Origin of the sequence: Thalassovita mediterranea, from assembly GCA_019448215.1 — a bacterium.
Lineage (GTDB): Bacteria > Pseudomonadota > Alphaproteobacteria > Caulobacterales > Hyphomonadaceae > Henriciella.
The window spans coordinates 764,641-784,707 of the sequence record CP080408.1; the positions used below are offsets into that span (position 1 = coordinate 764,641).

Genomic DNA, 20,067 nt, shown 5'->3' on the forward strand with positions numbered 1-20,067 from the left:
GACTAGAGTAAGAACCGAAGAGGCTCACATGGCTATCACACGTCTCATGGCCCCGCTCCTTCTGAGCACGTTTGCGCTAGGCGGCTGCGTTGCCGCCGCGGTTGGTACCGCAGGCGCGGTAGGTGTCGCCGCCGTTCAGGACCGCACGGTCGGCGAAGCGGTCGACGACGCATCTGCCTCGAATGAGATCAAGGCAAAGCTGCTCAGCGAGGGCGGTTATGGCGAAGTGGATGTCGAGGTGTCCAACGGGCTCGCCCTGCTCTCCGGCCGCGTCTCCAGCCCGGAGATGCGCGTAAAGGCCGAGGATATCGCCTGGAGCTCGACCCGTGTGACAGATGTCGCAAATGAGATCCAGATCGAAGCGCCCGGCGGCTTTTTCGCCAATGCGTCAGATGAGATCATCACGGCGCGGGTACGCTCTTCGCTCATTGCTGCCCGGAACATCAAGAGCGTCAATTTCAATGTCGAGACGTATAACGGCGTCGTCTACCTGATGGGCATCGCCCGCTCTGACGCAGAGCTTGAGGCCGCCGCAGAGAAAGCAAGCCTCGTCGGTGGTGTGAACCGGGTCGTCTCTTATGTGCGCGTGCGCGAAACTCCGCGCCGGGCAGGCGCCGTCACGCGCGCACCTGACGACGAACTGCTTGGCGGGAACGTCTATTAGATCGCGGGGCAGCCTAGCGGGCCGTCAGCGTCTCGCCCCAGTCCGACGTCATGGTGAGAAGGCCGGTCTCGTCGATCTGCATCTGTGAGACATTCTCCATCAGGTCGAGGAAGAAGGCTTCCTGCTCCATGACTTTGGGCATGCAGGCTTTGCGCGTCAGGGCAATCGGCCCGATGGTCAGGATGCTGTCCTCAATCGTGCCGCTTGCCGTGTAGGCATTGCAGGAGGCATTGCCGCTGATCTGACCCTTCTCATCAAAGCGCAGAACGATCGGCGCGGATGTCATCACCGGCTCTCCATTGAGGCGCGCAATCATCCAGTCGCGACCGGCAACATCAGACAGGGTCACCTCATCGCGCCCGGCTGGCGACAGCATGACCATGCCAAGGTCATTGCGCGCCGCATCGGCAACGAAGCTGAGTGCGTCTTCGGTCTGCCAGAGAAGCTCGCCTGCATTATCGAGAACGGTGGCGGTAAAGCTGAGGCTTTCACTACCTCCAGGCTCGCCTTGGTCTGAGACTGTGATCTCGAACGGGATGGGCACCTGGCGGCCGTTGAGCGCAAAGCTCTGTTCGGCGAGCGTCTCGTCGCCAGTTGCCTCGACGCGCATCACCGAAAGGTTTGCGACCGCGTCCTGAGGCAGGGCGATCCGCTGGCGGTAGGTCAGCGAGCCGAAGACGCTTTTTTCCTGTACGGTCATTTCTGCTTCCGGTGCCGCGACCTCGCCTGTGGGCACGGGTGCGGGCGCAGGATCTGCCAGATTGGTCTGCGCACACGCTGTCAGCAGGACCAGGCCGCAAACCGCAATCGACATTCTATCCATGGGAAACCTTTCGTCTGGCGTTGCTGATCTTTATCGCCAGGCGGGGCCCTTCATCAAGCTTGCACCCGCTGACCCGGTAGGGGATCGCGCTACGAGGCCATGAATTCACGGTTGAGTGATCCATAGAAACCTCAATGCCGTATTCATGGGACAGGGCCGGTTTTACCTAAATTAAGACATTGAAAAATATATAATTTTTAATGAACCGCTAGGTCTTCCGGCGCGTAACTATGGCTCCACACACAAAGGAGACCTCCCATGAAAAAGATCTTTGCATCCGTCGCAGCCACTGCTCTCTTTGTTGGCGGCGCTGGCGTTGCCTTCGCTGACCATCACTCGGAAATGTCCGACAAGAAGGACATCGTCGAGACGGCATCCTCCAAGGAAGACTTCTCGACCCTCGTGACCGCAGTGTCTGAAGCCGGTCTGGTCGAAGCCCTTCAAGGTGATGGCCCGTTCACGGTCTTCGCACCGACCAATGACGCGTTCGCAGCCCTGCCTGACGGCACGGTCGAGACCCTGCTGATGGACGAGAATATCGAACAGCTTCAGGCAATCCTGAAGCTCCACGTCGTTGCCGGCAAGATCAAGTCCAAGGACATCGCTGAAGGCACGACCGAAGTCGAAACACTTGGCGGCGAAACCATTGAAGTCGTCAACACCGGCGGCACGATCACGGTCGGCGGCGCAGAAGTCATCATGGCAGACGTCTACACCTCGAACGGTGTGATCCACGCCATCGACGGCGTCATCCTGCCAGAATAAATCCCCTTCCTCCCAGGGATTGCGAAAGCGCCCTCTCCTTCATGGAGGGGGCGCTTTTTATGCCTGCCGCCAAAGCAATGCCCGCTAGGCGCTTATCAAAGCAGGCAATCATCTTCATATAGCCAGTCAGAAGAGATTTGATGGAGGGCAAGGCGCCATGAGCTTGCGGATCGCGATCCAGATGGACCCGCTGGAAGAGGTCAATATCAACGCCGACACCACTTTCGCCCTGGCTGAGGAAGCGCAGGCACGTGGCCACAAGCTGTTTGTCTATGGCCCGCAGCATCTGAGCTTTGACACCGGCAGGCTGCTGGCGCGCGCGCGTCCGGCAACGGTCCAGCGCGTGAAAAAGACGCCGGGCGTCTTTGGCGATGAGACCGTGCTCGACCTTGCGAGCGACATCGATGTCGTTCTGATGCGTCAGGACCCGCCCTTCGATATGTCGTACATCACCGCCTGCCACCTGCTTGAGCTTCTCAAGGGCCAGACGCTGGTGCTGAACGATCCGGAATTTGTCCGCTCGGGCCCGGAAAAGCTCTTCCCGCTCCTCTTCCCGGAAATCATCCCTGACACGCTTATCTCACGCGACCTGAAGGCGATTGAGGCTTTCCGCCAGCGCCACCGCGACATCATCATCAAGCCGCTCTACGGCAATGGCGGCGCGGGCGTCTTCCGGATGAAGGAAGATGACAGCAACTTCTCCTCCCTGATGGAAATGTTCCTCGAGCGCACCCGCGAACCGCTGATCGCGCAGGCTTTCCTGCCGGCTGTCAGCAATGGCGACAAGCGCGTCATCCTCGTGAACGGTGAGGCGGTCGGCGCGATCAACCGCCGCCCGAAAAAGGGCGAGACCCGCTCCAACATGCATGTTGGCGGCACGGCAGAACCGACAGAGCTTTCCGACATTGATCGCCGCATCTGTGATATCATCGGCCCCGAACTGCGCCGGCGCGACCAGCTCTTTGTCGGTATAGATGTGATCGGCGACAAGCTCACCGAAGTAAATGTGACCTCGCCGACCGGCATACAGGAGCTGAAACGCTTTTCTGGTATCAATGCGGCCGCCATTTTCTGGGATTGTGTGCAAGATAGAGTTGCCAAATCCTGAGGTCGCGCACACTCTGGAGGAATGAATATGAAAGCTCTCTCGCTCGCCGCAGGCCTCGCCATTGCTCTGGCAGGGACTGCCTGTTCAGAGCAGGTGCCTGCTGAACCGGAAAATGTCTCCGCTGAGACGACCGCGCCAGCAGCCGTTGAGACGCCTGCCGCAAACACGTCCAGCCGCTCGCGCTTCAATCTGCGCATGCCGGGTGGTGGAACAGCGTCGCCGCCGCAGCCGCAGACATCAGGCGGCTTCAATCTGCGCACGCCTGATGCGCCTGCGCCCACCAACGACATCCCGATGCCGGCTGGCTCTGCTTCGAGCACTCTGGCGGATGTTCCGGAGGTGGCTGTTCCCGGCCTCAATAATCCAGCGACGGATATTGCCAACCGCAGCCGGACGGAGCCGCGTGAGGTCAACACCGAGGATGATGACGACATCATCCGTCTCGACTAGGCCTTCTCTAATTTAAACCTTCGGGCGATATTGTTCTTTCTTTGTTCTGTGCCTCATGCTAGGCCGGACAATGAAAGGATATTGCCATGGTCTGCCGCGTCACGACTTTTGCCTTCGAGGGTATCGAGGCCAAGCCTGTCGACGTTCAGGTCCAGATCAGTTCTGGCAATCCGTTTTTCACCATCGTTGGCCTGCCGGACAAGGCCGTTGGCGAGAGCAAGGAGCGCGTGCGCGCAGCTTTTTCCGCCATAGGTCTTGCCACGCCGCCCAAGCGGATCACCGTCAATCTTGCGCCCGCTGACCTTCCCAAGGAAGGCAGCCATTATGATCTTGCTATCGCGCTCGCCATGCTGGCGGCCATGGGCGTCATCGCGCACGATGCGCTGGATGGGCATGCCGCGATCGGAGAGCTATCGCTGGATGGTGCGCTGGGGCCCACATTAGGCGTCCTTCCAGCCGCCATGGCCGCACAGGCGATGGATCTGCGGCTCATCTGCCCGGAAGTTTGCGGCCCGGAGGCTGCATGGGCCGGTGAGGGGACGCTCGCCGTGCCGAGCCTCATTGCCATGATCAATCATTTCGCGGGCCGGGTCAGCCTTCCCGCGCCTGTCGCAGGAGAGCTCGCGCCGCCGCAGGCCGTACCGGACTTATCTGACGTAAAAGGGCAGGATGGCGCAAAGCGCGTGCTGGAGATTGCCGCCGCCGGGGGCCACAATCTGCTGTTCTGCGGACCACCCGGATCAGGAAAATCCATGCTGGCACAACGCCTGCCCGGTCTGCTGCCGCCGCTATCGGCGACGGAGCTTCTTGAAGTCTCGCAGATCCAGTCGGTTGCCGGCATGCTGGAGCGCGGCAAGCTTTCGCGTCAGCGCCCTTTCCGCGCGCCGCACCATTCGGCCTCCATGGCGGCCCTTGTCGGCGGCGGTATCAAGGCAAGGCCGGGCGAGGTCTCTCTCGCCCATCACGGCGTCCTCTTCCTTGATGAATTACCGGAGTTTCCAGCCCAGGTTCTCGATAGCCTTCGCCAGCCTCTGGAGGATGGCGCCGTGGTGATCTCACGCGCCAACCGCCATGTGAAATACCCGGCCCGCTTCCAGCTTGTTGCGGCCATGAACCCCTGCCGCTGCGGCGGTGGGCCGGGTGACGGCGCTTGCAGGCGCGGACCTGCCTGCGCACGCCAGTACCAGTCCCGTATATCTGGACCGTTCTTTGACCGGATCGACCTGTTCTTCGACACCCCGCCTGTGACCGCGATTGACCTGACCCTGCCCGCCCCGACCGAAGGTACGGCTGAAGCCTCTGCCCGCGTACAGCAGGCACGCGACATCCAGACCGACCGGTTCGAGAGACTGGGTGCAAGCGATGGCCGCCGCCCGATCAATGCCGACGCCCCAACCCGCAGCCTGACAGACATCGCCTCACCGGATGAGGCGGCCAGCGCACTGCTCGCGGATGCGGCGGCCAAGCTTGTTCTGTCGGCGCGTGCCTATCACCGGGTCCTGAAAGTCGCGCGCACGATTGCAGACTTGGATGGCGCAGGCGGGGTGAGGCGCGTCCATGTGGCTGAAGCGCTGTCCTATCGCCGCCGTCCGCCCGAGGGCGAGACGGTCAACAATGCCCGCTCGCTCGCCCACTAGGCGCCCTGCCAGTTAAGTCATTGCTCAATCTTTGGCAGTAGAACTTGGCGCCATGACAGAGAAGAATGACGCCCCGTCGGCCGAGCAGGCCTTTCTGGCAACGACCAGCCACGAGATCCGCACGCCCCTGAACGGCATTCTCGGCACGGTCTCGCTGCTTCTGGAAACAGAGCTCGACCCGGCCCAGAAAGAATATGCCGAAGCGATCCGCGCATCCGGCTCCCGTCTGCTCGATCTGCTTAACAACATTCTCGACTATGCCCGCCTCGATACGGCCGCGCCGGAGCTTGAGCCAGAAGTCTTTTGCGTGCGCGATCTCGCCCGTGAAGTCACAGAGCTTCTTTCCCCGCGCGCCCATGCAGCAGGCCTCGACCTTGGCGTTCTCTGCCGCCCGGGTGTGCCCGCACGCATGAAGGCTGACGCAGGCAAGCTCCGCCAGATCCTGTTCAATCTCGTCGGAAATGCGCTCAAATTCACCGAGAGCGGCGGCGTCCTGGTCGATATGGACTACCGGAACGGCAAGCTGATCTTCAATGTCCGCGACACCGGACCCGGCATCGCGGCGGCAGACCAGACCCGACTTTTTGATGCTTTCCGGCAAACCTCTGCCGACGATGCGCGCAAGGATGGCGGTGTGGGCCTAGGTCTTGCCATCGTAAAACGCCTCAGTGAGGCGATGGGCGGCTCGATCGCCCTGCAAAGCGCGCCGGGCGACGGCACCTGTTTTCGCGCCGAAGCGCCCGCCGATATCATCGAAGACGCAGACACGATCCGCTCAGACAAGCTTGCCGGCATCCATATCGCCTTTGCAGGCCTTCCGCCTGCAACCTCGCTCTCTGCATGGGGCGCGCTGGATGAACACGAGGCGCGCGTCTCACTTGTGCATTCAGCCGATGAAGCCCGCCGCGCCAAGCCCACACTCATCATTGCCGCCGCAGAACTGCCCGAACGCAGCCTGAAAGCGCTGACCGCATTCGCGCCTGTCCTCGTCGTCGTACGTCCAGCAGACCGCGGCCTTCTCAGCCGTTTCCACAAGATGGGCGTTACGGGTTGGCTTGTGCGCCCGCTTCGCGACTCCTCCCTCGTCGAACGTATCCTGCTGGTTTCAAAAGGCGGCAAGGGGGGTGAGGAAGAGCTTGCCGCATCCGCCGATGGCCGCGTCCTCATCGCGGACGACAATCCGGTCAACGCGCTCATTGCACGACGTGCCTTGGAATCGGCCGGTTTCAGCGTCACAGTCGCCTCGACCGGGCGCGAAGCCGTCGACGTTGCCGAAACAATTGCGCCTGCCCTGGTATTTATGGATTTGCGCATGCCGATCATGGACGGCTATGAAGCAATGAAAGCCCTGAGAGAGGCCGGACAGACCATGCCGATCATTGCGATCTCTGCTGAAATTAACCCTGAAATCGAGCGCCGGGCGCGCAAATGCGGCGCCGATGGCGTCGCCGCCAAACCGCTCGATGCAGAAGCCCTCCGCCGTCTCGCCACTGACTGGACCGCACGCCGGCAAGGGGCCGCATGAGCAACACCGCCCTACCGACTGCGGGCAACCGCACTGTCGGCGAAACGCTGAAGCAGTTCGCACAGCCAAAGATGGCGATGATGCTGGTGCTGGGCTTCACCGCTGGCCTGCCATTCCTCCTCTACTTCTCGACGCTCTCGGTCTGGCTGAAAGAGAGCGGCATTGAAGAAGCCCTGATCGGTTTCTTCTCCTGGTTTGGCCTCGCCTATTCCTTCAAGTTTGTCTGGGCGCCGCTCGTCGACCGGTTCGACCCGCCCGGCCTTGCCAAGCTGTTCGGCCGCCGCCGCGCCTGGATCTTTGTCGCACAAATCGGCATCGCGCTCTCCATGGTCGGCCTCGGCTTTTCCAATCCGACGTCGAGCCTCGCTGTGACAGCGCTCTTCTCATTCCTGATCGCTTTCAGCTCCGCGACGCAGGACATAGGTATCGACGCCTGGCGCATCGAAGCGGCTGCCAATGATGATGAACAGGCGACCCTCGCCGCCGCCTACCAGTATGGCTACAAGGTCGGCATGGTGATCTCGGGCGGCGTGGCGCTTGTGATCGCCGGCGTCGCCAGCTTCCCCGTCGCCTATTGGGTCATGGCCGCCACCATGGGCCTTGCTGCCTTCGTGTTTGCCATCTGGGATCGGCGCTATGGCATACATGCCGCCGCTGCCGCAGGCCTGATCCTTCTGACGGTCGGCTTCGCTTCCGCCTTCGGCTCATTCGCTGGCGTTCTGGAAGATGGCACGGTCGGCCACACGCTGATGGTTGGCATTTCGTGGCTCTGCTATCTCGTTGCCGCCGCTGCCGCTGTCGGCTTTGTCATCGCCGCGACACTCGCCCTGAAAAACCCGCCTGACGGTGTCGAGTTTTCCGCCAGCAGCCTGTTTCTCGGCATTGGCTTTGCCGTTGGCGCTTTCCTCGTGGTGGCGGTTATCGCTGCCCTACTCGGCGCGGGCCTGCCAGCGGCATTCGGCGCGCTTGGCATTGAGCTGGAACGCAGCACCGTCGCGCAGGCCGCCATCTATATTGCGGCGGCCCCGATTATCGCCTGCGCCATCGCCATCCCCTTCATCCGCCGCCTAAAGCCGGATGCACCGCAGCTGCGCAACCCCACCATGGCGCCCTTCCTTGATTTCTTCTGGCGTCACGGCTGGATCGCCCTGTTGATCCTGCTTTTCGTGTCCTCCTACAGGCTCAGCGACATCGTCATGGGCATCATGGCAAAGCCCGCCTACACTCATATGGGCTATGACGCTGAAGCCATCGGCATCGTCAGCGGAACCTATGGCCCGTGGATCATTTTTGTCGGTGTCGCGCTGGCGGGCTTCTCCGCCGTGAAGTTCGGGCTTCGCACCTCGCTCATCATCGGCGCGATCGTTTCGGTGCTCGGAAACCTCACCTTTGCCTGGCTGGTCAACCAGCCCTCCAGCAGTCTCGTCCCGCTCTTCATCGCGGTGACAGCGGACAATATTGCGGGCGGCTATGCCGGCACCGTGTTCGTCGCCTTCATGTCGACCATGGTCGCCAAATCCTTTGCCGGGACGCAGTACGCCATTTTCAGCTCGGTCTACTCGCTCGGGCCTAAACTGGTGGCGGGCACGTCCGGCGTAATGGTGCAGACCTTCAGCGGCGGCGTCGATGCGGCAGCGACCGTCGAGGGCTATTCGAAGTTCTTCCTTTTTGCCGCCGTGCTCGGCGTGCCAGCGATCCTGCTCTCATGGTTTGCGCACAAGATGAAGCCAGACCGGGAAGCCGTCCTGCAGAGTGCGCCGCCTCCGGGTGTCGATACGGGCACAGGCGGCTCATCGGACTCCACCGAACGCGCCTGATCCCGGCGCCCTAAGCAAAAAAGCCCGGCCGCATCGCACTGATGGGCCGGGCTTTCCATTTCAGTTGAACGTTCGCCCTATTCGGCAGCCTTGATGTGGCCGAGCTTGTCGATGTCGAAGGCTGCGAAGGTCGCAAGGTTCACGATGTCGTTCACCGTGGCGCCCAGCGAGGCGATCTGGACCGGCTTTTCGAAGCCGAGCAGGATCGGGCCGATCACGGTTGCGCGGCTCATCGAGGTCAGGATCTTCGTCGCGATCGCCGCCGAGTGGATGGCTGGCATGACGAGCACGTTGGCTGCATCAGTGAGGCGCGAGAACGGATAGACCAGCTTGTGGCCCGGGTTCATCGCGACGTCGACCGAGATGTCGCCTTCATATTCGAAGTCGATGTCATCGCGCGCGTCCAGCATGGCGACCGCTTCGCGGACCTTCTCTGCGCGCTCACCCATCGGGTTGCCGAAGGTCGAATAGGACACGAAGGCGACGCGCGGTGTAAAGCCGAGGCTTTTCACAGAGCTGGCCGCCTCGCAGGCGATACCGACAAGGTCTTCTGCCACAGGCAGTTCGGTGATCGAGGTATCGGCGATGAAGATCGTCTTGCCGCGGTTGATAACCATGGACATGCCGATGACCTGCTTGCCCGGAATCGGGTCCAGCACGGTCTGCACGTCTTTCAGGGCGACGTCATAATTACGCGTCACACCCGTGATCATGCCGTCTGCATCGCCGAATTTCAGCATGCAGGAGCCGAACACGTTGCGATCCTGGTTGACGAGACGCTGGGCGTCGCGGCGCAGGAAGCCCTGACGCTTCAGGCGGTCATAGAGATAGTCGGTATATTCCGGATTGCGGTCCGACAGGCGCGCATTGATGATCTCGAGCGAGCCTTCCGGCACCCCCATCTGCTGCATGGTGCGCGTAACCTGCTCCTCGCGGCCGATCAGGACCGGCTCGCCAAGACCCTGGTTCTTGAACGAGAAGGCGGCGCGAACGACGGATGGCTCTTCGCCCTCCGCAAACACGATACGGGCCTTCTTCTCGCGGACGGCAGCCTGAACGCTCTGCACGAAGGACGCGGTCGGGTCGAGACGGCGCGCCAGTGAGCGGCGATACTCGTCCATGTCCGGGATTTCCTTGCGCGCGACACCCGTATCCATCGCGGCCTGCGCCACGAAAGGCGGCACAAAGCTGATCAGACGTGGGTCGAACGGCGTCGGAATGATATAGTCGCGGCCAAATTGCGGGCGCGAACCGTGATAGGCAGCGGCCACTTCGTCCGGCACGTCTTCGCGGGCGAGCTCTGCGAGCGCCTGCGCCGCGGCGACCTTCATTTCCTCATTGATCGAGCGGGCGCGCACGTCGAGCGCGCCGCGGAAGATGTAAGGAAAGCCGAGGACGTTGTTGACCTGGTTTGGATAGTCAGAGCGGCCCGTTGCGATGATCGCATCGTCGCGCACCTGCTTGATCTCTTCCGGCGTGATCTCCGGGTCAGGGTTCGCCATGGCAAAGATGATCGGGTTTGGCGCCATGCTGGCGACCATTTCCTTGCTGACGGCACCTGCGATGGAGAGGCCGAGGAAGACGTCTGCGCCGTCCATGGCTTCGGTCAGGGTGCGCTTCTCGGTTTTCACCGCGAAGGCCGACTTGAACTGGTCCATCCGTTCGGTGCGGCCCTCATAGACGACGCCGGTGGAGTCGCACATGAGGATGTTTTCTGCCTTCACGCCGAGGTGCCGGATCAGGCCTGCACAGGAAAGACCTGCCGCGCCTGCGCCAGAGATGGCGACTTTTACGTCTTTCAGCTCGCGGCCCGTAATGTTGCAGGCGTTGATCAGGCCAGCAGCGGCGATGATCGCGGTGCCGTGCTGGTCATCGTGGAAGACCGGAATGTCGAGTTCTTCGCGAAGGCGGCTCTCGATGATGAAGCACTCAGGGCTTGCGATGTCCTCGAGGTTGATGCCGCCCCAAGTCTCACCAATGTTGCGGATCGTGGTGATCAGCTCTTCGGTGTCCTTGGAGAACACTTCGACATCGACGGAATCGACGTCAGCAAAGCGTTTGAAGAGTACAGACTTGCCTTCCATGACCGGCTTCGATGCCATCGCGCCAAGGTCACCAAGGCCCAGAATGGCGGTCCCGTTCGAGATAACGGCGACCATATTGCCCTTCGAGGTGTACTCGTAGGCAAGGTCCTTGTCTTCTGCGATGGCCTTCACAGGGACAGCTACGCCAGGACTGTAGGCAAGCGACAGGTCGCGCTGCGTTGCCATTGGCTTGGTCGGGGTAACCGACAATTTGCCCGGCGTTGGCTGACTATGGAAGTCGAGCGCTTCCTTGTCTGTAAAGGTTGGACGCTTGGACGTCATGGCAATTGGCCTTCAGGTTTAAACTACGACTTTCGACTGTGTCTAAGCCGCTGCGGAATTGCCGACAACCCGCGTAACACTGGTTATTTGGGTTGCACACCTCCCATGCGAATCCGTTAAGTTTCATCCGATGCCAGACACCGCCGCCCCACCCGTGCCTGAGAAAAAGGCTCCGACGCCCTTCATGGCGCAATATCTCGACATCAAGTCGGGCCATCAGGACGCCCTGCTCTTCTTCCGCATGGGCGACTTCTATGAGCTGTTCTTCGAGGATGCCGTACGCGCGGCAGAGATTCTCGACATCACGCTGACCGCGCGCGGCGAGCATGATGGCAAGCCGATCCCGATGGCGGGCGTGCCCTATCACGCGTCAGAGGCTTATCTCGCCCGCCTCATCAAGTCCGGTGAGCGCGTTGCTGTCTGCGAGCAGACCGAAAGCCCGGCAGAGGCGAAGAAGCGCGGCTCCAAATCCATCGTGAACCGCGAAGTCGTGCGCGTTGTAACGCCCGGCACGATCACCGAAGACACGATCCTGTCTTCACGTCAGGGGCAGGTACTGGCCGCTATCGCACTCGCGGCGGGCGGTACGGAAGCCGCCATTGCAGCCTGCGACGTGTCCACTGGCGCATTTGAGATAATAGAGGTTTCGCCCGAAACGTTGGGTGAGAAAGCCGCCAGCCTGCCGATCAGCGAACTGCTGGTGACTGAGGATGATGAGGCCCGCCCGCTCGTGCGTCAGGCGCTCGCGTCCCTGCGGATGCCGATCACGCGTCGCCCGTCGCGTGCGGCGAGCGTTTCCTCCGGTGAAAGCGCGCTGAAATCTGCCTACAAACTCGCCGCGCTGGACGGGTTTGGCGGTTTCACCAGGGCAGAGCTCTGCGCATGCGGCCTCCTGCTCGACTATCTCAGCCTGACGCAGGCGGGCGCTGACATCCGCCTCGATCCGCCAAACCGGCGCGGCCAGTCTGCAAGCCTGTCCATCGATCCGGCGACGCGTGCGAGCCTAGAGATCGACACTGCCATGAATGGCGGCAGAAAAGGCACGCTGCTCGCCACCGTCGACCGCACGCTGACGGCCCCGGGCGCACGGCTTTTCGCTGACCGGCTGTCACGCCCTGAATGCGCGCGTGAGACGATTGAGGCGCGCTATGACGCGGTCTCTTTCTTTCTTCAGGAGAGCGACCTTCGCAGCGATGTCCGCGCCTGCCTGAAAGCCACGCCGGACCTTGAGCGCGCCCGCACCCGCATCCGGCTGGAGCGCGGCGGCCCACGTGACCTCAAATCCATCGCGGTCGCCATCAGGGAAGGCGCATCGCTGGCGTCCATGCTGGCGGCGCTCCAGACGGGACTGCCTGCGCTACTTGGCGATGCCGTCTCTGCCCTCGACCCGGCGCGCCATGAAGACCTCGCCCAGCTTGCCAGCGACCTTGAAAACGCGCTGGCCGAGGACCTGCCGACACTCGCCCGTGATGGCGGCTTCATCGCCGATGGCTGGGACGGCGCGCTGGACGAGTCACGATCGCTGCGCCGCGATAGCCGCAAGATCATCGCAGAGCTTCAGGCCCGCTATTGCGATGAGACGGGCATCAGCGCGCTGAAGATCAAGTTCAACAATGTGCTTGGCTATTTCATCGATGTGCCGGCCCGCCACGGTGACGCATTGCTGAAGCCGCCGCATGCCGAGACCTTCATCCACCGCCAGACGCTCGCCTCCAATATGCGTTTCTCGACGCCGGAGCTGTCGGATCTCGCAGGCCGCATTTCCCGCGCCGAAGAGGCCGCCCAGACGCGTGAGATTGAACTCTTCCGGGAGCTTTGCCTGCGCGTCGAAGGCGTAAATGATGCCATCTCTGCTGCCGCCCATGCCCTGGCAGAGATTGATGTCGCTGCCGCCGCTGCTGACTGGGCAGATGCCAATGATGCTGTGCGTCCTGTCCTCGCTGACGAGCCAGTGTTCGAGGCCGAAGCCCTGCGCCACCCGGTGGTGGAAGCCGCCTTGAAAGCGTCAGGCGAAGGCTTCACCGCGAACAATCTCAGCCTCGATGCGTCCGGCGCGCTGGCGCCGCGCCTCGCGCTCGTTACCGGGCCAAACATGGCGGGTAAGTCGACCTATCTGCGTCAGGCCTGCCTTGCCGTCATCCTCGCGCAAGCAGGGCTCTTTGTACCGGCCCAATCTGTCCGGCTCGGCATTGCAGACCGCATCTTCTCGCGCGTCGGCGCGTCAGATGACCTGTCGCGTGGGCGCTCGACCTTCATGGTCGAGATGGTTGAGACCGCCGCCATCCTGAACCAGGCGACCGAACGCAGCTTCGTTATTCTGGACGAAGTTGGCCGGGGCACGTCGACCTATGACGGCCTTGCCATTGCCTGGTCAGCGGTCGAACACCTCCACAACACCAATAAGTGCCGTGCCCTGTTCGCCACCCACTATCATGAGCTGACGGGGCTTGCCGAAGAGCTTGCTTACGCGGCCAATCTCTCCCTTCGCGCCAAGGAGTGGAAGGATGAGCTTGTCTTCCTGCACGACATTGCGAGCGGGCCGGCTGACCGCTCGTACGGGGTGCAGGTTGCACGTCTGGCGGGCCTCCCTGCCCGAGCCGTGCGCCGCGCCGAGCAGGTTCTGAAGAAACTCGAAGCCAAGCCGGATGCGGTGGATGCCCTGCCGCTCTTTGCCTCTGTCGCCGAGGAGCCCGAAGCCTTCGCCCCGGCTGAGGATCACCCTGTCCTCAAGCTGCTCGACGCGGTCAGCCCTGACGATCTGACACCGCGCGAAGCCCTCGACCTTCTCTATCGCCTGAAATCAGAGCGATAGCGCAACGAGCAGACCCGCCAGCCATGCATTCAGACATACTCCGCATCAGGAGTTCTTCTAAATTGACGGTTGCGTTGACCCCGCCTCTAGACATCTATCGATAGAGAGAAACGACCGGGGCCTCGCCATTTATGCCTGACATTGTCCTGCCGCAGGAATTACAGATCGCGCTCGTCTTCGTGCTGCTGATCGCTGTCTTCGTCAGCTTCGTGCGCGAGAGATTTCCAGCCGATGTCGTTGCCCTGCTTGCCATGTCAGCCTTGCTGCTGACCGGCATTCTGTCCGTACCAGAGACGCTGGGCGTCTTTTCCAATGCGGCGCCGGTCACCATCGCGGCCATGTTCGTCCTGTCGGCCGCGCTTGAGCGCACAGGCGTCATAGCCGCCGCCGGTAACTGGGTGATCCGGATTGCCAAGAACTGGACGCCGCTCGTCGCGGTCATCGCCCTCATGGCCATTGTGGTGGCACTGTCGGCCTTCATGAACAACACACCGATCGTGGTTATCCTGATCCCCGTGGCCATCAGACTTGCCCAGACGATCGGCACCTCAGCCTCGCGCCTTCTTATACCGCTCTCCTTTGCCTCCATCTTTGGCGGAATGACGACGCTGATCGGCACATCGACCAACCTTCTCGTAGATGGCGTTGCGCAGAAGGCGGGCCTCGCCGCCTTCGGCATTTTTGAGATTACAGGTGCGGGCATCATCATGGCGGTCGCAGGCGTCCTCTATATGGCGCTCGCCAGCCGCTGGCTGCTGCCTTACCGCGATACGCTGGCAGACCTACTGCCGACCACGAAGAACCGCCGCTTCATTGCGCAGGTGCTCGTGCCGGTGGATTCCGTGCTCATCGGAAAAACGATCAAGGAAACCGGCTTCACGCCTGAAAAGGGCTTCACCGTGATCGACGTCATGCGGGCCAACCGCTCACGCCGCGAGGAGCTCGCCTCGCTCGTCCTCGAAGCGGGCGACCGTCTCGTGGTGCGCTCTCCCGTCTCCGAAATGCTCAGCCTGCGAGAGGCAGGTGATGTTGCCATCGGGTCCGGCAGCGAAACCCAGCGCCACGCCATCGAACCAGTGCAGACGAGCGAAACCGTTCTCATGGAAGGTGTCGTCGGCCCTGAATCGCGCCTCGTCGGCCGCCCGATTGTTGGCGCGGGCCTTGTGCGCCTCTACGGCGTCTACGCGCTCGCCATTCATCGGCGCGGTGAAAATATCAGCCTCGAAGGACGCGGCATCCGCTTCAATCTCGGCGACACGGTTCTGGTCGAAGGCCCGCCTGCCGGCATGCGCCAGATGTTCGACGATCTGATGCTGAGCAATCTCACAGAGACGTCTGAACGCCCGCTGCGCCGTGACAAGGCCCCGATCGCCATTGGCGCCGTCATCGCCGTCATGGTGCTGGCCGCGCTTGGCATCATGCCGATTGCCGGGCTTGCCCTTATCGCTGCGGCGCTCGTGATCGCGTTCGGCTGTCTTGACCATCAGGAGGCCTATAAGGCGATCCAGTGGGACATTCTCATGCTCATATTTGGCATGCTGGCGCTCGGCATGGCGATGGAGAATTCGGGCGCGGCCGCGCTTCTTGTGAACTCGATTGCGGCGCCGGTGGGCGTCTTCGGCCCGCTTGCGGCCCTCGCCGTCGTTTACCTGCTGACCTCAACCATGACCGAGATCATCTCTAACAATGCGACCGCCATCCTGATGACGCCCATCGCCATCGGTCTCGCAGAGAGCCTCGGCGTTGATCCGCGCGCCTTCGTGGTCGCCATCATGTTTGCCGCGAGCGCCAGCTTTGCGACGCCGATCGGCTATCAGACGAACACGCTGGTCTATACCGCAGGCGGCTACAAATTCAGTGACTTTGCCCGCATCGGCCTGCCGCTGAACCTCGTCTTCTTTGCCGTGGCAATGTTCGTCATCCCGCTCTTCTGGCCGCTCTAATCCAGGACTATAGTGGCAGGCCAAACCGCGGGCCGATCCATGTCATCAGCGCGTAGAGGGCGATGGTAAGCAGACAGCCTGCACCAAGCGCAGGCCAGAACCCCGCCCCATGGCGCATCAGGTAGGGGATCAGAAGAAACATCGGAAGCGACGGAATAACGAACCAGAATGTCGCCCCGGCGTGTTCAGCCATATTCTCGGCGTCGGGTTTCTCGCTCCACAGCCAGATCATGCCAAGGACAGAGACAAGCGGCAGTGATGCGATCAGCGCACCGAACCCCGGATACCGTTTTGCGAATGTGGAAGCGAGCGCAATCAGAATGCCTGAAATGGTGGCTTTGAGGATGAGATAGAACATCGCTCCATCTCATCCCAAGCAAGCCTGATTGCAATCCTTCAGGGGGAATGGGTCTAGAATCCGCCTGCGGTCCCGTCCTTGCGCATCTCGGTCGCAGCAATCCAGGCGCCGGACTCAAAGTCCTTCATGATCGCCTGATAGCCGCCGCCATTGGCGCTGCAGCACTCAACCGTGTAGCCGCGCGCTTCCAGCTCGGCGCGGGTTTCAGGCGGAATACCGCTTTCCAGATGCACGGTACCGATGTCATTGATGCAGGTATCACCGGCATAGTCGTCGGTCGGCTCGCAGCCGCCCGTATGCTCCCAACGCGCCGCATCGCCAGCTTCCTGAAGGCCCATATCATAGTCGATCAGGTTCAGGATGATCTGGACATGGCCCTGTGGCTGCATACCGCCTCCCATCAGGCCAAAGCTCATCCATGGCTGATACTCCCCTTCGACCTGCTTGTAGGCAAAGGCCGGAATGATCGTGTGGAAGGGCCGCTTGCCCGGCTCGAATGCGTTCGGGTGCTCGGGGTCGAGGCTGAAGAGCTGGCCGCGATCCTGGAACATGAAGCCGAGACCGTCCGCGACGAGGCCCGCGCCCATGCCGCGATAGTTTGACTGGATCAGCGAGACCATCATGCCGTTCTGGTCAGCGACCGTCAGATAGGTCGTGTCGCCGTCTTCCAGCGTCTCGTCGGCCGCCATTGCGGCAAAGTCCATGCCCGCATCAACCTGAGACATCGGCGCCGTCAGACTTATTGCCTCCGCACGTTCGGCATTATACCCGTCGCGGATGAAGACCTCCGGGTCGATGCCGCTGAATTCCGGGTCGGCATAGCCCTTGGCGCGATCGGCGAAGGCAAGACGCTTGGCCTCGACCTGCGCCATGATGGAGTCCGGCGAGCCAAAACCCATGCCGCGAAGGTCAAACCCTTCCAGCATCTCAAGCATCTGAAGCGCGGCGACGCCCTGCGTGTTCGGCCCAAGCTCACAGAGGCGGGTTTCGCGGTAATCGACGCAAAGCGGCTCGGTCCACTCGCCCTCATGGGCAGCAAAGTCCTCATAGCGAAGATAGCCGCCAATCCGCTCGAAATAGGCACCCATGGTGCGCGCGATGTCGCCCTCATAGAAGGCAGAGCGGCCTTCAGCGCCGATCGTTTCGAGCGTGTTGGCAAGGTCCGGATTGGTAAAGAGAGAGCCTTCGCGCGGCGTGGGCGAGAAGAACGTCTCCCGCGCATTGTCGAATTCCTCGATCATGCCGCTTTCAGCATAGCGCGGGAAGTTGGCGGCACTGCGGCCCCAATAATAAGCGATGACTTCCGGGATCGGCGCGCCTTCGCGGGCATAGCTGACGGTTGGAGCGAGCAGCTCGTCCATGCCGACGCTGCCGAACTTATCATGCAGGGCAAACCAGCCATCCACCGTGCCGGGCACAGTCACCGGCGCGGCGCCATATGGCGGAATTTCCTCGCCGTCCATGAACTCGTCAGCCGCCGCCTGCATATCTTCCAGTGTCGCGCCCATCGCAGAGCGGCCAGAGCCATTATAGCCGTAGAGCGTGCTCGTTTCCGGGTCCCAGACAATGGCGAAGAGATCACCACCAATGCCATTGCCGGTCGGCTCAACAAGGCCCAGCATCGCATTCGCCGCAATCGCCGCATCAACGGCGTTGCCGCCATCTTCCATCACGTTGAGCGCGATGCGCGTCGCCAGTGGATGGGCCGTCGCCGCCGCCGCATGCGGGGCCACAACAGAGGAGCGCGTGCCGATATCGCGGCCTGATGGCATCCGGTCGCCTTCTGCCGGGTCACTATACTCAAACGGGGCTGGCGCAGGCGCCGCATCCGCGGTGTCAGCGGCTTCGGACTGGCCCATTGCCGCCGGGCTGAATGCCGTCATTGCCGCCAGGAGGAAAGCGCCTCCACCCACAGAACTCTTCAGGCTTGTCATTGTCATGCTGGTCACTCCCTATCGACGCGCGGTCTTTCTTACCCTATCCCTCCCCAACTTGCGGCACTGACCGCGAAAGGCAAGCAAGCACAGGAACCAGATCTTATCATGGCCTATGAAACGCTTTTGACTGAGGTGGATGAGGCAGTCGCCATCATCACGCTGAACCGTCCCGACGCGCTCAACGCATTCAACAATGCGCTCATGGATGAGCTGACCGAAGCGCTCGACCGGTTCGACAATGACGCCTCAATCGGTTGCATCGTCATTACCGGCTCCAAGAAGGCATTCGCTGCTGGCGCCGACATCAAGGAAATGCGCGAGCAATCCTATCTCGACGCCTATTACGCAGACTTCATCACCCGCAACTGGGAGCGCGCGTCGCGCATGCGCAAGCCGGTCATCGCGGCGGTCTCCGGCTATGCCCTTGGCGGCGGCTGTGAGCTTGCCATGATGTGCGACTTCATCCTGGCCGCAGAGAACGCAAAATTCGGCCAGCCGGAAATCACCATCGGTGTGTCACCGGGCGCAGGCGGCACGCAGCGGCTGACCCGCTTTGCCGGCAAGTCCAAGGCAATGGAAATGTGCCTCACCGGACGCATGATGGACGCTGAAGAAGCTGAGCGCTGCGGCCTCGTCTCCCGTATCGTGCCAACCGATGACCTCATGGACGAAGCCCGCTCTGTGGCGCGCAAGATTGCGTCCCTCCCGCGCGCGACCGCGATGATGACCAAGGAAATGGTCAACGCCGCCTACGAGACGACGCTCAGCCAGGGCGTCATGTTTGAGCGCCGCCTCTTCCATTCCCTCTTCGCCACCGAAGACCAGAAGGAAGGCATGGAAGCCTTCGTCGAGAAGCGCGAGCCGCACTTCAAGAACCGGTAGGCCGATACCCCTAGACAAGAAGAGAGGGCGCGCCCGGATTTACTCGGCGCGCCCTTTTTCTATCTGGCGCGACACATGCGGAAAGACGCGGCCTCGCAGTTTTGATCGGCTTTTCAGGGCATGCCCCCGCCTTTTGGCAGACTGGCTGCGCTTTCTTCAGCCGTTGCAGCCCATCACAGTTGACGACAAGGGGGCCTTTGGGTATGTCCGCCGCTTGCGTCCGACGGGACACTCAGGAGTTTTTGATGGCGAACACACGCTCAGCCAAGAAGATGGTGCGCAAGATCGCGCGCCGCACGGAAATCAACACCGCACGCCGTTCGCGGATGCGCAGCTTTATCCGCAAGGTCGAGGAAGCGATCGCATCGGGCGACAAGTCCGCTGCACAGACCGCTCTCCAGGCCGCCCAGCCGGAAATCATGCGCGCTGCTGGCAAGGGCATTCTTCACAAGAATACGTCCTCGCGCAAAATCTCGCGCCTGAGCGCGCGCATCAAGGCGATGGGCTAAGACAACCCCCTAACGGGCTGTCTCTGAAAATTTGCAAGGCCTGCATGAGCGATCATGCAGGCCTTTTTTCATTGCTTAAACATTGATTGAAAATTGCATATTTTTGGTATCAAAAATCGTGTTTTACACAGCAATTCGAAGCCGATTCCGTTGACAGAACATAATCGGAACATCAAGCTGTAAAAACGGCACAAATCGTACCTATATTTTTTTACACAAGCTTATGAGTTTGATTCATCGCCGCTTTTTCGGTGACAGAAATGAGTCAACTCCAGAAGTGCCGAAGATTCCCAAAAAGGCTTGTAGACAGGTTTGGAAGCCCTGTGGTTAACTTCGGCCATCGACGGAATTTGATCTCTGTACGGCAGGTTTTTGGACGGGCCCCCATTAGGCCCGAACACCCGAGCTATGATCTGAGTCGACGCGTAGAGAATAGGACAAAGAACAGAAAAAAGGGGAAGTTCCTATGGG

Annotated in this window: 15 protein-coding genes; 11 read left to right on the forward strand and 4 right to left on the reverse strand. The window is 61.4% G+C overall.

What is annotated here, in order from left to right; all coding sequences use genetic code 11:
* The first annotated feature begins 28 nt into the window (after window positions 1-28).
* Complete coding sequence (locus KUV46_03635) at window positions 29-664, forward strand: BON domain-containing protein (GenBank protein QYJ01496.1); 636 nt, start codon at window positions 29-31, stop codon at window positions 662-664.
* 13 nt (window positions 665-677) lie between these two features.
* On the opposite strand, the gene KUV46_03640 is transcribed toward KUV46_03635, so the two are convergent.
* Window positions 678-1,487 (reverse strand): META domain-containing protein, encoded by an 810-nt coding sequence (locus KUV46_03640; protein ID QYJ01497.1) that lies wholly within the window; start codon window positions 1,485-1,487, stop codon window positions 678-680.
* A gap of 258 nt (window positions 1,488-1,745) precedes the next feature.
* Between KUV46_03640 and KUV46_03645 the strand changes: the two genes are divergently transcribed.
* The 6 genes from KUV46_03645 (at window position 1,746) to KUV46_03670 (ending at window position 8,789) form a co-directional block, all read left to right on the forward strand.
* Complete coding sequence (locus tag KUV46_03645; protein ID QYJ01498.1) at window positions 1,746-2,252, forward strand: fasciclin domain-containing protein; 507 nt, start codon at window positions 1,746-1,748, stop codon at window positions 2,250-2,252.
* 157 nt (window positions 2,253-2,409) lie between these two features.
* The gene (gene gshB, locus KUV46_03650; protein ID QYJ01499.1) at window positions 2,410-3,360 is read left to right on the forward strand and encodes a glutathione synthase; all 951 of its coding nucleotides are present in this window, start codon (window positions 2,410-2,412) and stop codon (window positions 3,358-3,360) included.
* Between the two features lie 27 nt (window positions 3,361-3,387).
* On the forward strand, window positions 3,388-3,810 hold the full coding sequence (locus tag KUV46_03655; protein QYJ01500.1) for a hypothetical protein: 423 nt from the start codon (window positions 3,388-3,390) through the stop codon (window positions 3,808-3,810).
* An 86-nt stretch (window positions 3,811-3,896) separates the two neighbouring features.
* Complete coding sequence (locus tag KUV46_03660) at window positions 3,897-5,447, forward strand: YifB family Mg chelatase-like AAA ATPase (protein QYJ01501.1); 1,551 nt, start codon at window positions 3,897-3,899, stop codon at window positions 5,445-5,447.
* Between the two features lie 52 nt (window positions 5,448-5,499).
* Window positions 5,500-6,972, forward strand: coding sequence for a response regulator (locus tag KUV46_03665; protein QYJ01502.1), 1,473 nt, complete (start codon window positions 5,500-5,502; stop codon window positions 6,970-6,972).
* On the forward strand, window positions 6,969-8,789 hold the full coding sequence (locus KUV46_03670) for a hypothetical protein (GenBank protein QYJ01503.1): 1,821 nt from the start codon (window positions 6,969-6,971) through the stop codon (window positions 8,787-8,789). The genes KUV46_03665 and KUV46_03670 overlap by 4 nt, the downstream gene beginning before the upstream one ends.
* A gap of 77 nt (window positions 8,790-8,866) precedes the next feature.
* On the opposite strand, the gene KUV46_03675 is transcribed toward KUV46_03670, so the two are convergent.
* Window positions 8,867-11,155, reverse strand: a complete 2,289-nt coding sequence (locus tag KUV46_03675) for an NADP-dependent malic enzyme (GenBank protein QYJ01504.1) — start codon at window positions 11,153-11,155, stop codon at window positions 8,867-8,869.
* 130 nt (window positions 11,156-11,285) lie between these two features.
* On the opposite strand from KUV46_03675, the gene mutS reads away from it, so the two are divergent.
* Window positions 11,286-13,967: a DNA mismatch repair protein MutS gene (gene mutS / locus KUV46_03680; protein QYJ01505.1), complete on the forward strand. Its 2,682-nt coding sequence runs from the start codon at window positions 11,286-11,288 to the stop codon at window positions 13,965-13,967.
* 131 nt (window positions 13,968-14,098) lie between these two features.
* The gene (locus KUV46_03685; protein QYJ01506.1) at window positions 14,099-15,910 is read left to right on the forward strand and encodes an SLC13 family permease; all 1,812 of its coding nucleotides are present in this window, start codon (window positions 14,099-14,101) and stop codon (window positions 15,908-15,910) included.
* A gap of 7 nt (window positions 15,911-15,917) precedes the next feature.
* Here KUV46_03685 and KUV46_03690 read toward each other — a convergent pair whose 3' ends face one another.
* Both KUV46_03690 and KUV46_03695 read right to left on the reverse strand, forming a co-directional pair.
* Complete coding sequence (locus KUV46_03690) at window positions 15,918-16,268, reverse strand: DUF3147 family protein (protein QYJ01507.1); 351 nt, start codon at window positions 16,266-16,268, stop codon at window positions 15,918-15,920.
* Window positions 16,269-16,321: 53 nt separating this feature from the next.
* The gene (locus KUV46_03695; GenBank protein ID QYJ01508.1) at window positions 16,322-18,208 is read right to left on the reverse strand and encodes a gamma-glutamyltransferase family protein; all 1,887 of its coding nucleotides are present in this window, start codon (window positions 18,206-18,208) and stop codon (window positions 16,322-16,324) included.
* A 102-nt stretch (window positions 18,209-18,310) separates the two neighbouring features.
* On the opposite strand from KUV46_03695, the gene KUV46_03700 reads away from it, so the two are divergent.
* Window positions 18,311-19,087: an enoyl-CoA hydratase gene (locus KUV46_03700; GenBank protein ID QYJ01509.1), complete on the forward strand. Its 777-nt coding sequence runs from the start codon at window positions 18,311-18,313 to the stop codon at window positions 19,085-19,087.
* A 245-nt stretch (window positions 19,088-19,332) separates the two neighbouring features.
* On the forward strand, window positions 19,333-19,596 hold the full coding sequence (gene rpsT, locus KUV46_03705) for a 30S ribosomal protein S20 (protein QYJ01510.1): 264 nt from the start codon (window positions 19,333-19,335) through the stop codon (window positions 19,594-19,596).
* Window positions 19,597-20,067: the final 471 nt, after the last annotated feature.

Excerpts from the sequence above, each read along its gene's own strand:
- KUV46_03645 (QYJ01498.1), top strand. The coding sequence starts at position 1,746 with ATGAAAAAGATCTTTGCATCCGTCGCAGCCACTGCTCTCTTTGTTGGC.
- KUV46_03660 (QYJ01501.1), top strand. The coding sequence starts at position 3,897 with ATGGTCTGCCGCGTCACGACTTTTGCCTTCGAGGGTATCGAGGCCAAG.
- KUV46_03655 (QYJ01500.1), top strand. The coding sequence starts at position 3,388 with ATGAAAGCTCTCTCGCTCGCCGCAGGCCTCGCCATTGCTCTGGCAGGG.
- rpsT (QYJ01510.1), top strand. The coding sequence starts at position 19,333 with ATGGCGAACACACGCTCAGCCAAGAAGATGGTGCGCAAGATCGCGCGC.
- KUV46_03665 (QYJ01502.1), top strand. The coding sequence starts at position 5,500 with ATGACAGAGAAGAATGACGCCCCGTCGGCCGAGCAGGCCTTTCTGGCA.
- KUV46_03635 (QYJ01496.1), top strand. The coding sequence starts at position 29 with ATGGCTATCACACGTCTCATGGCCCCGCTCCTTCTGAGCACGTTTGCG.
- KUV46_03670 (QYJ01503.1), top strand. The coding sequence starts at position 6,969 with ATGAGCAACACCGCCCTACCGACTGCGGGCAACCGCACTGTCGGCGAA.
- gshB (QYJ01499.1), top strand. The coding sequence starts at position 2,410 with ATGAGCTTGCGGATCGCGATCCAGATGGACCCGCTGGAAGAGGTCAAT.
- mutS (QYJ01505.1), top strand. The coding sequence starts at position 11,286 with ATGCCAGACACCGCCGCCCCACCCGTGCCTGAGAAAAAGGCTCCGACG.
- KUV46_03640 (QYJ01497.1), bottom strand. The coding sequence starts at position 1,487 with ATGGATAGAATGTCGATTGCGGTTTGCGGCCTGGTCCTGCTGACAGCG.
- KUV46_03675 (QYJ01504.1), bottom strand. The coding sequence starts at position 11,155 with ATGACGTCCAAGCGTCCAACCTTTACAGACAAGGAAGCGCTCGACTTC.
- KUV46_03690 (QYJ01507.1), bottom strand. The coding sequence starts at position 16,268 with ATGTTCTATCTCATCCTCAAAGCCACCATTTCAGGCATTCTGATTGCG.
- KUV46_03695 (QYJ01508.1), bottom strand. The coding sequence starts at position 18,208 with ATGACAATGACAAGCCTGAAGAGTTCTGTGGGTGGAGGCGCTTTCCTC.
- KUV46_03685 (QYJ01506.1), top strand. The coding sequence starts at position 14,099 with ATGCCTGACATTGTCCTGCCGCAGGAATTACAGATCGCGCTCGTCTTC.
- KUV46_03700 (QYJ01509.1), top strand. The coding sequence starts at position 18,311 with ATGGCCTATGAAACGCTTTTGACTGAGGTGGATGAGGCAGTCGCCATC.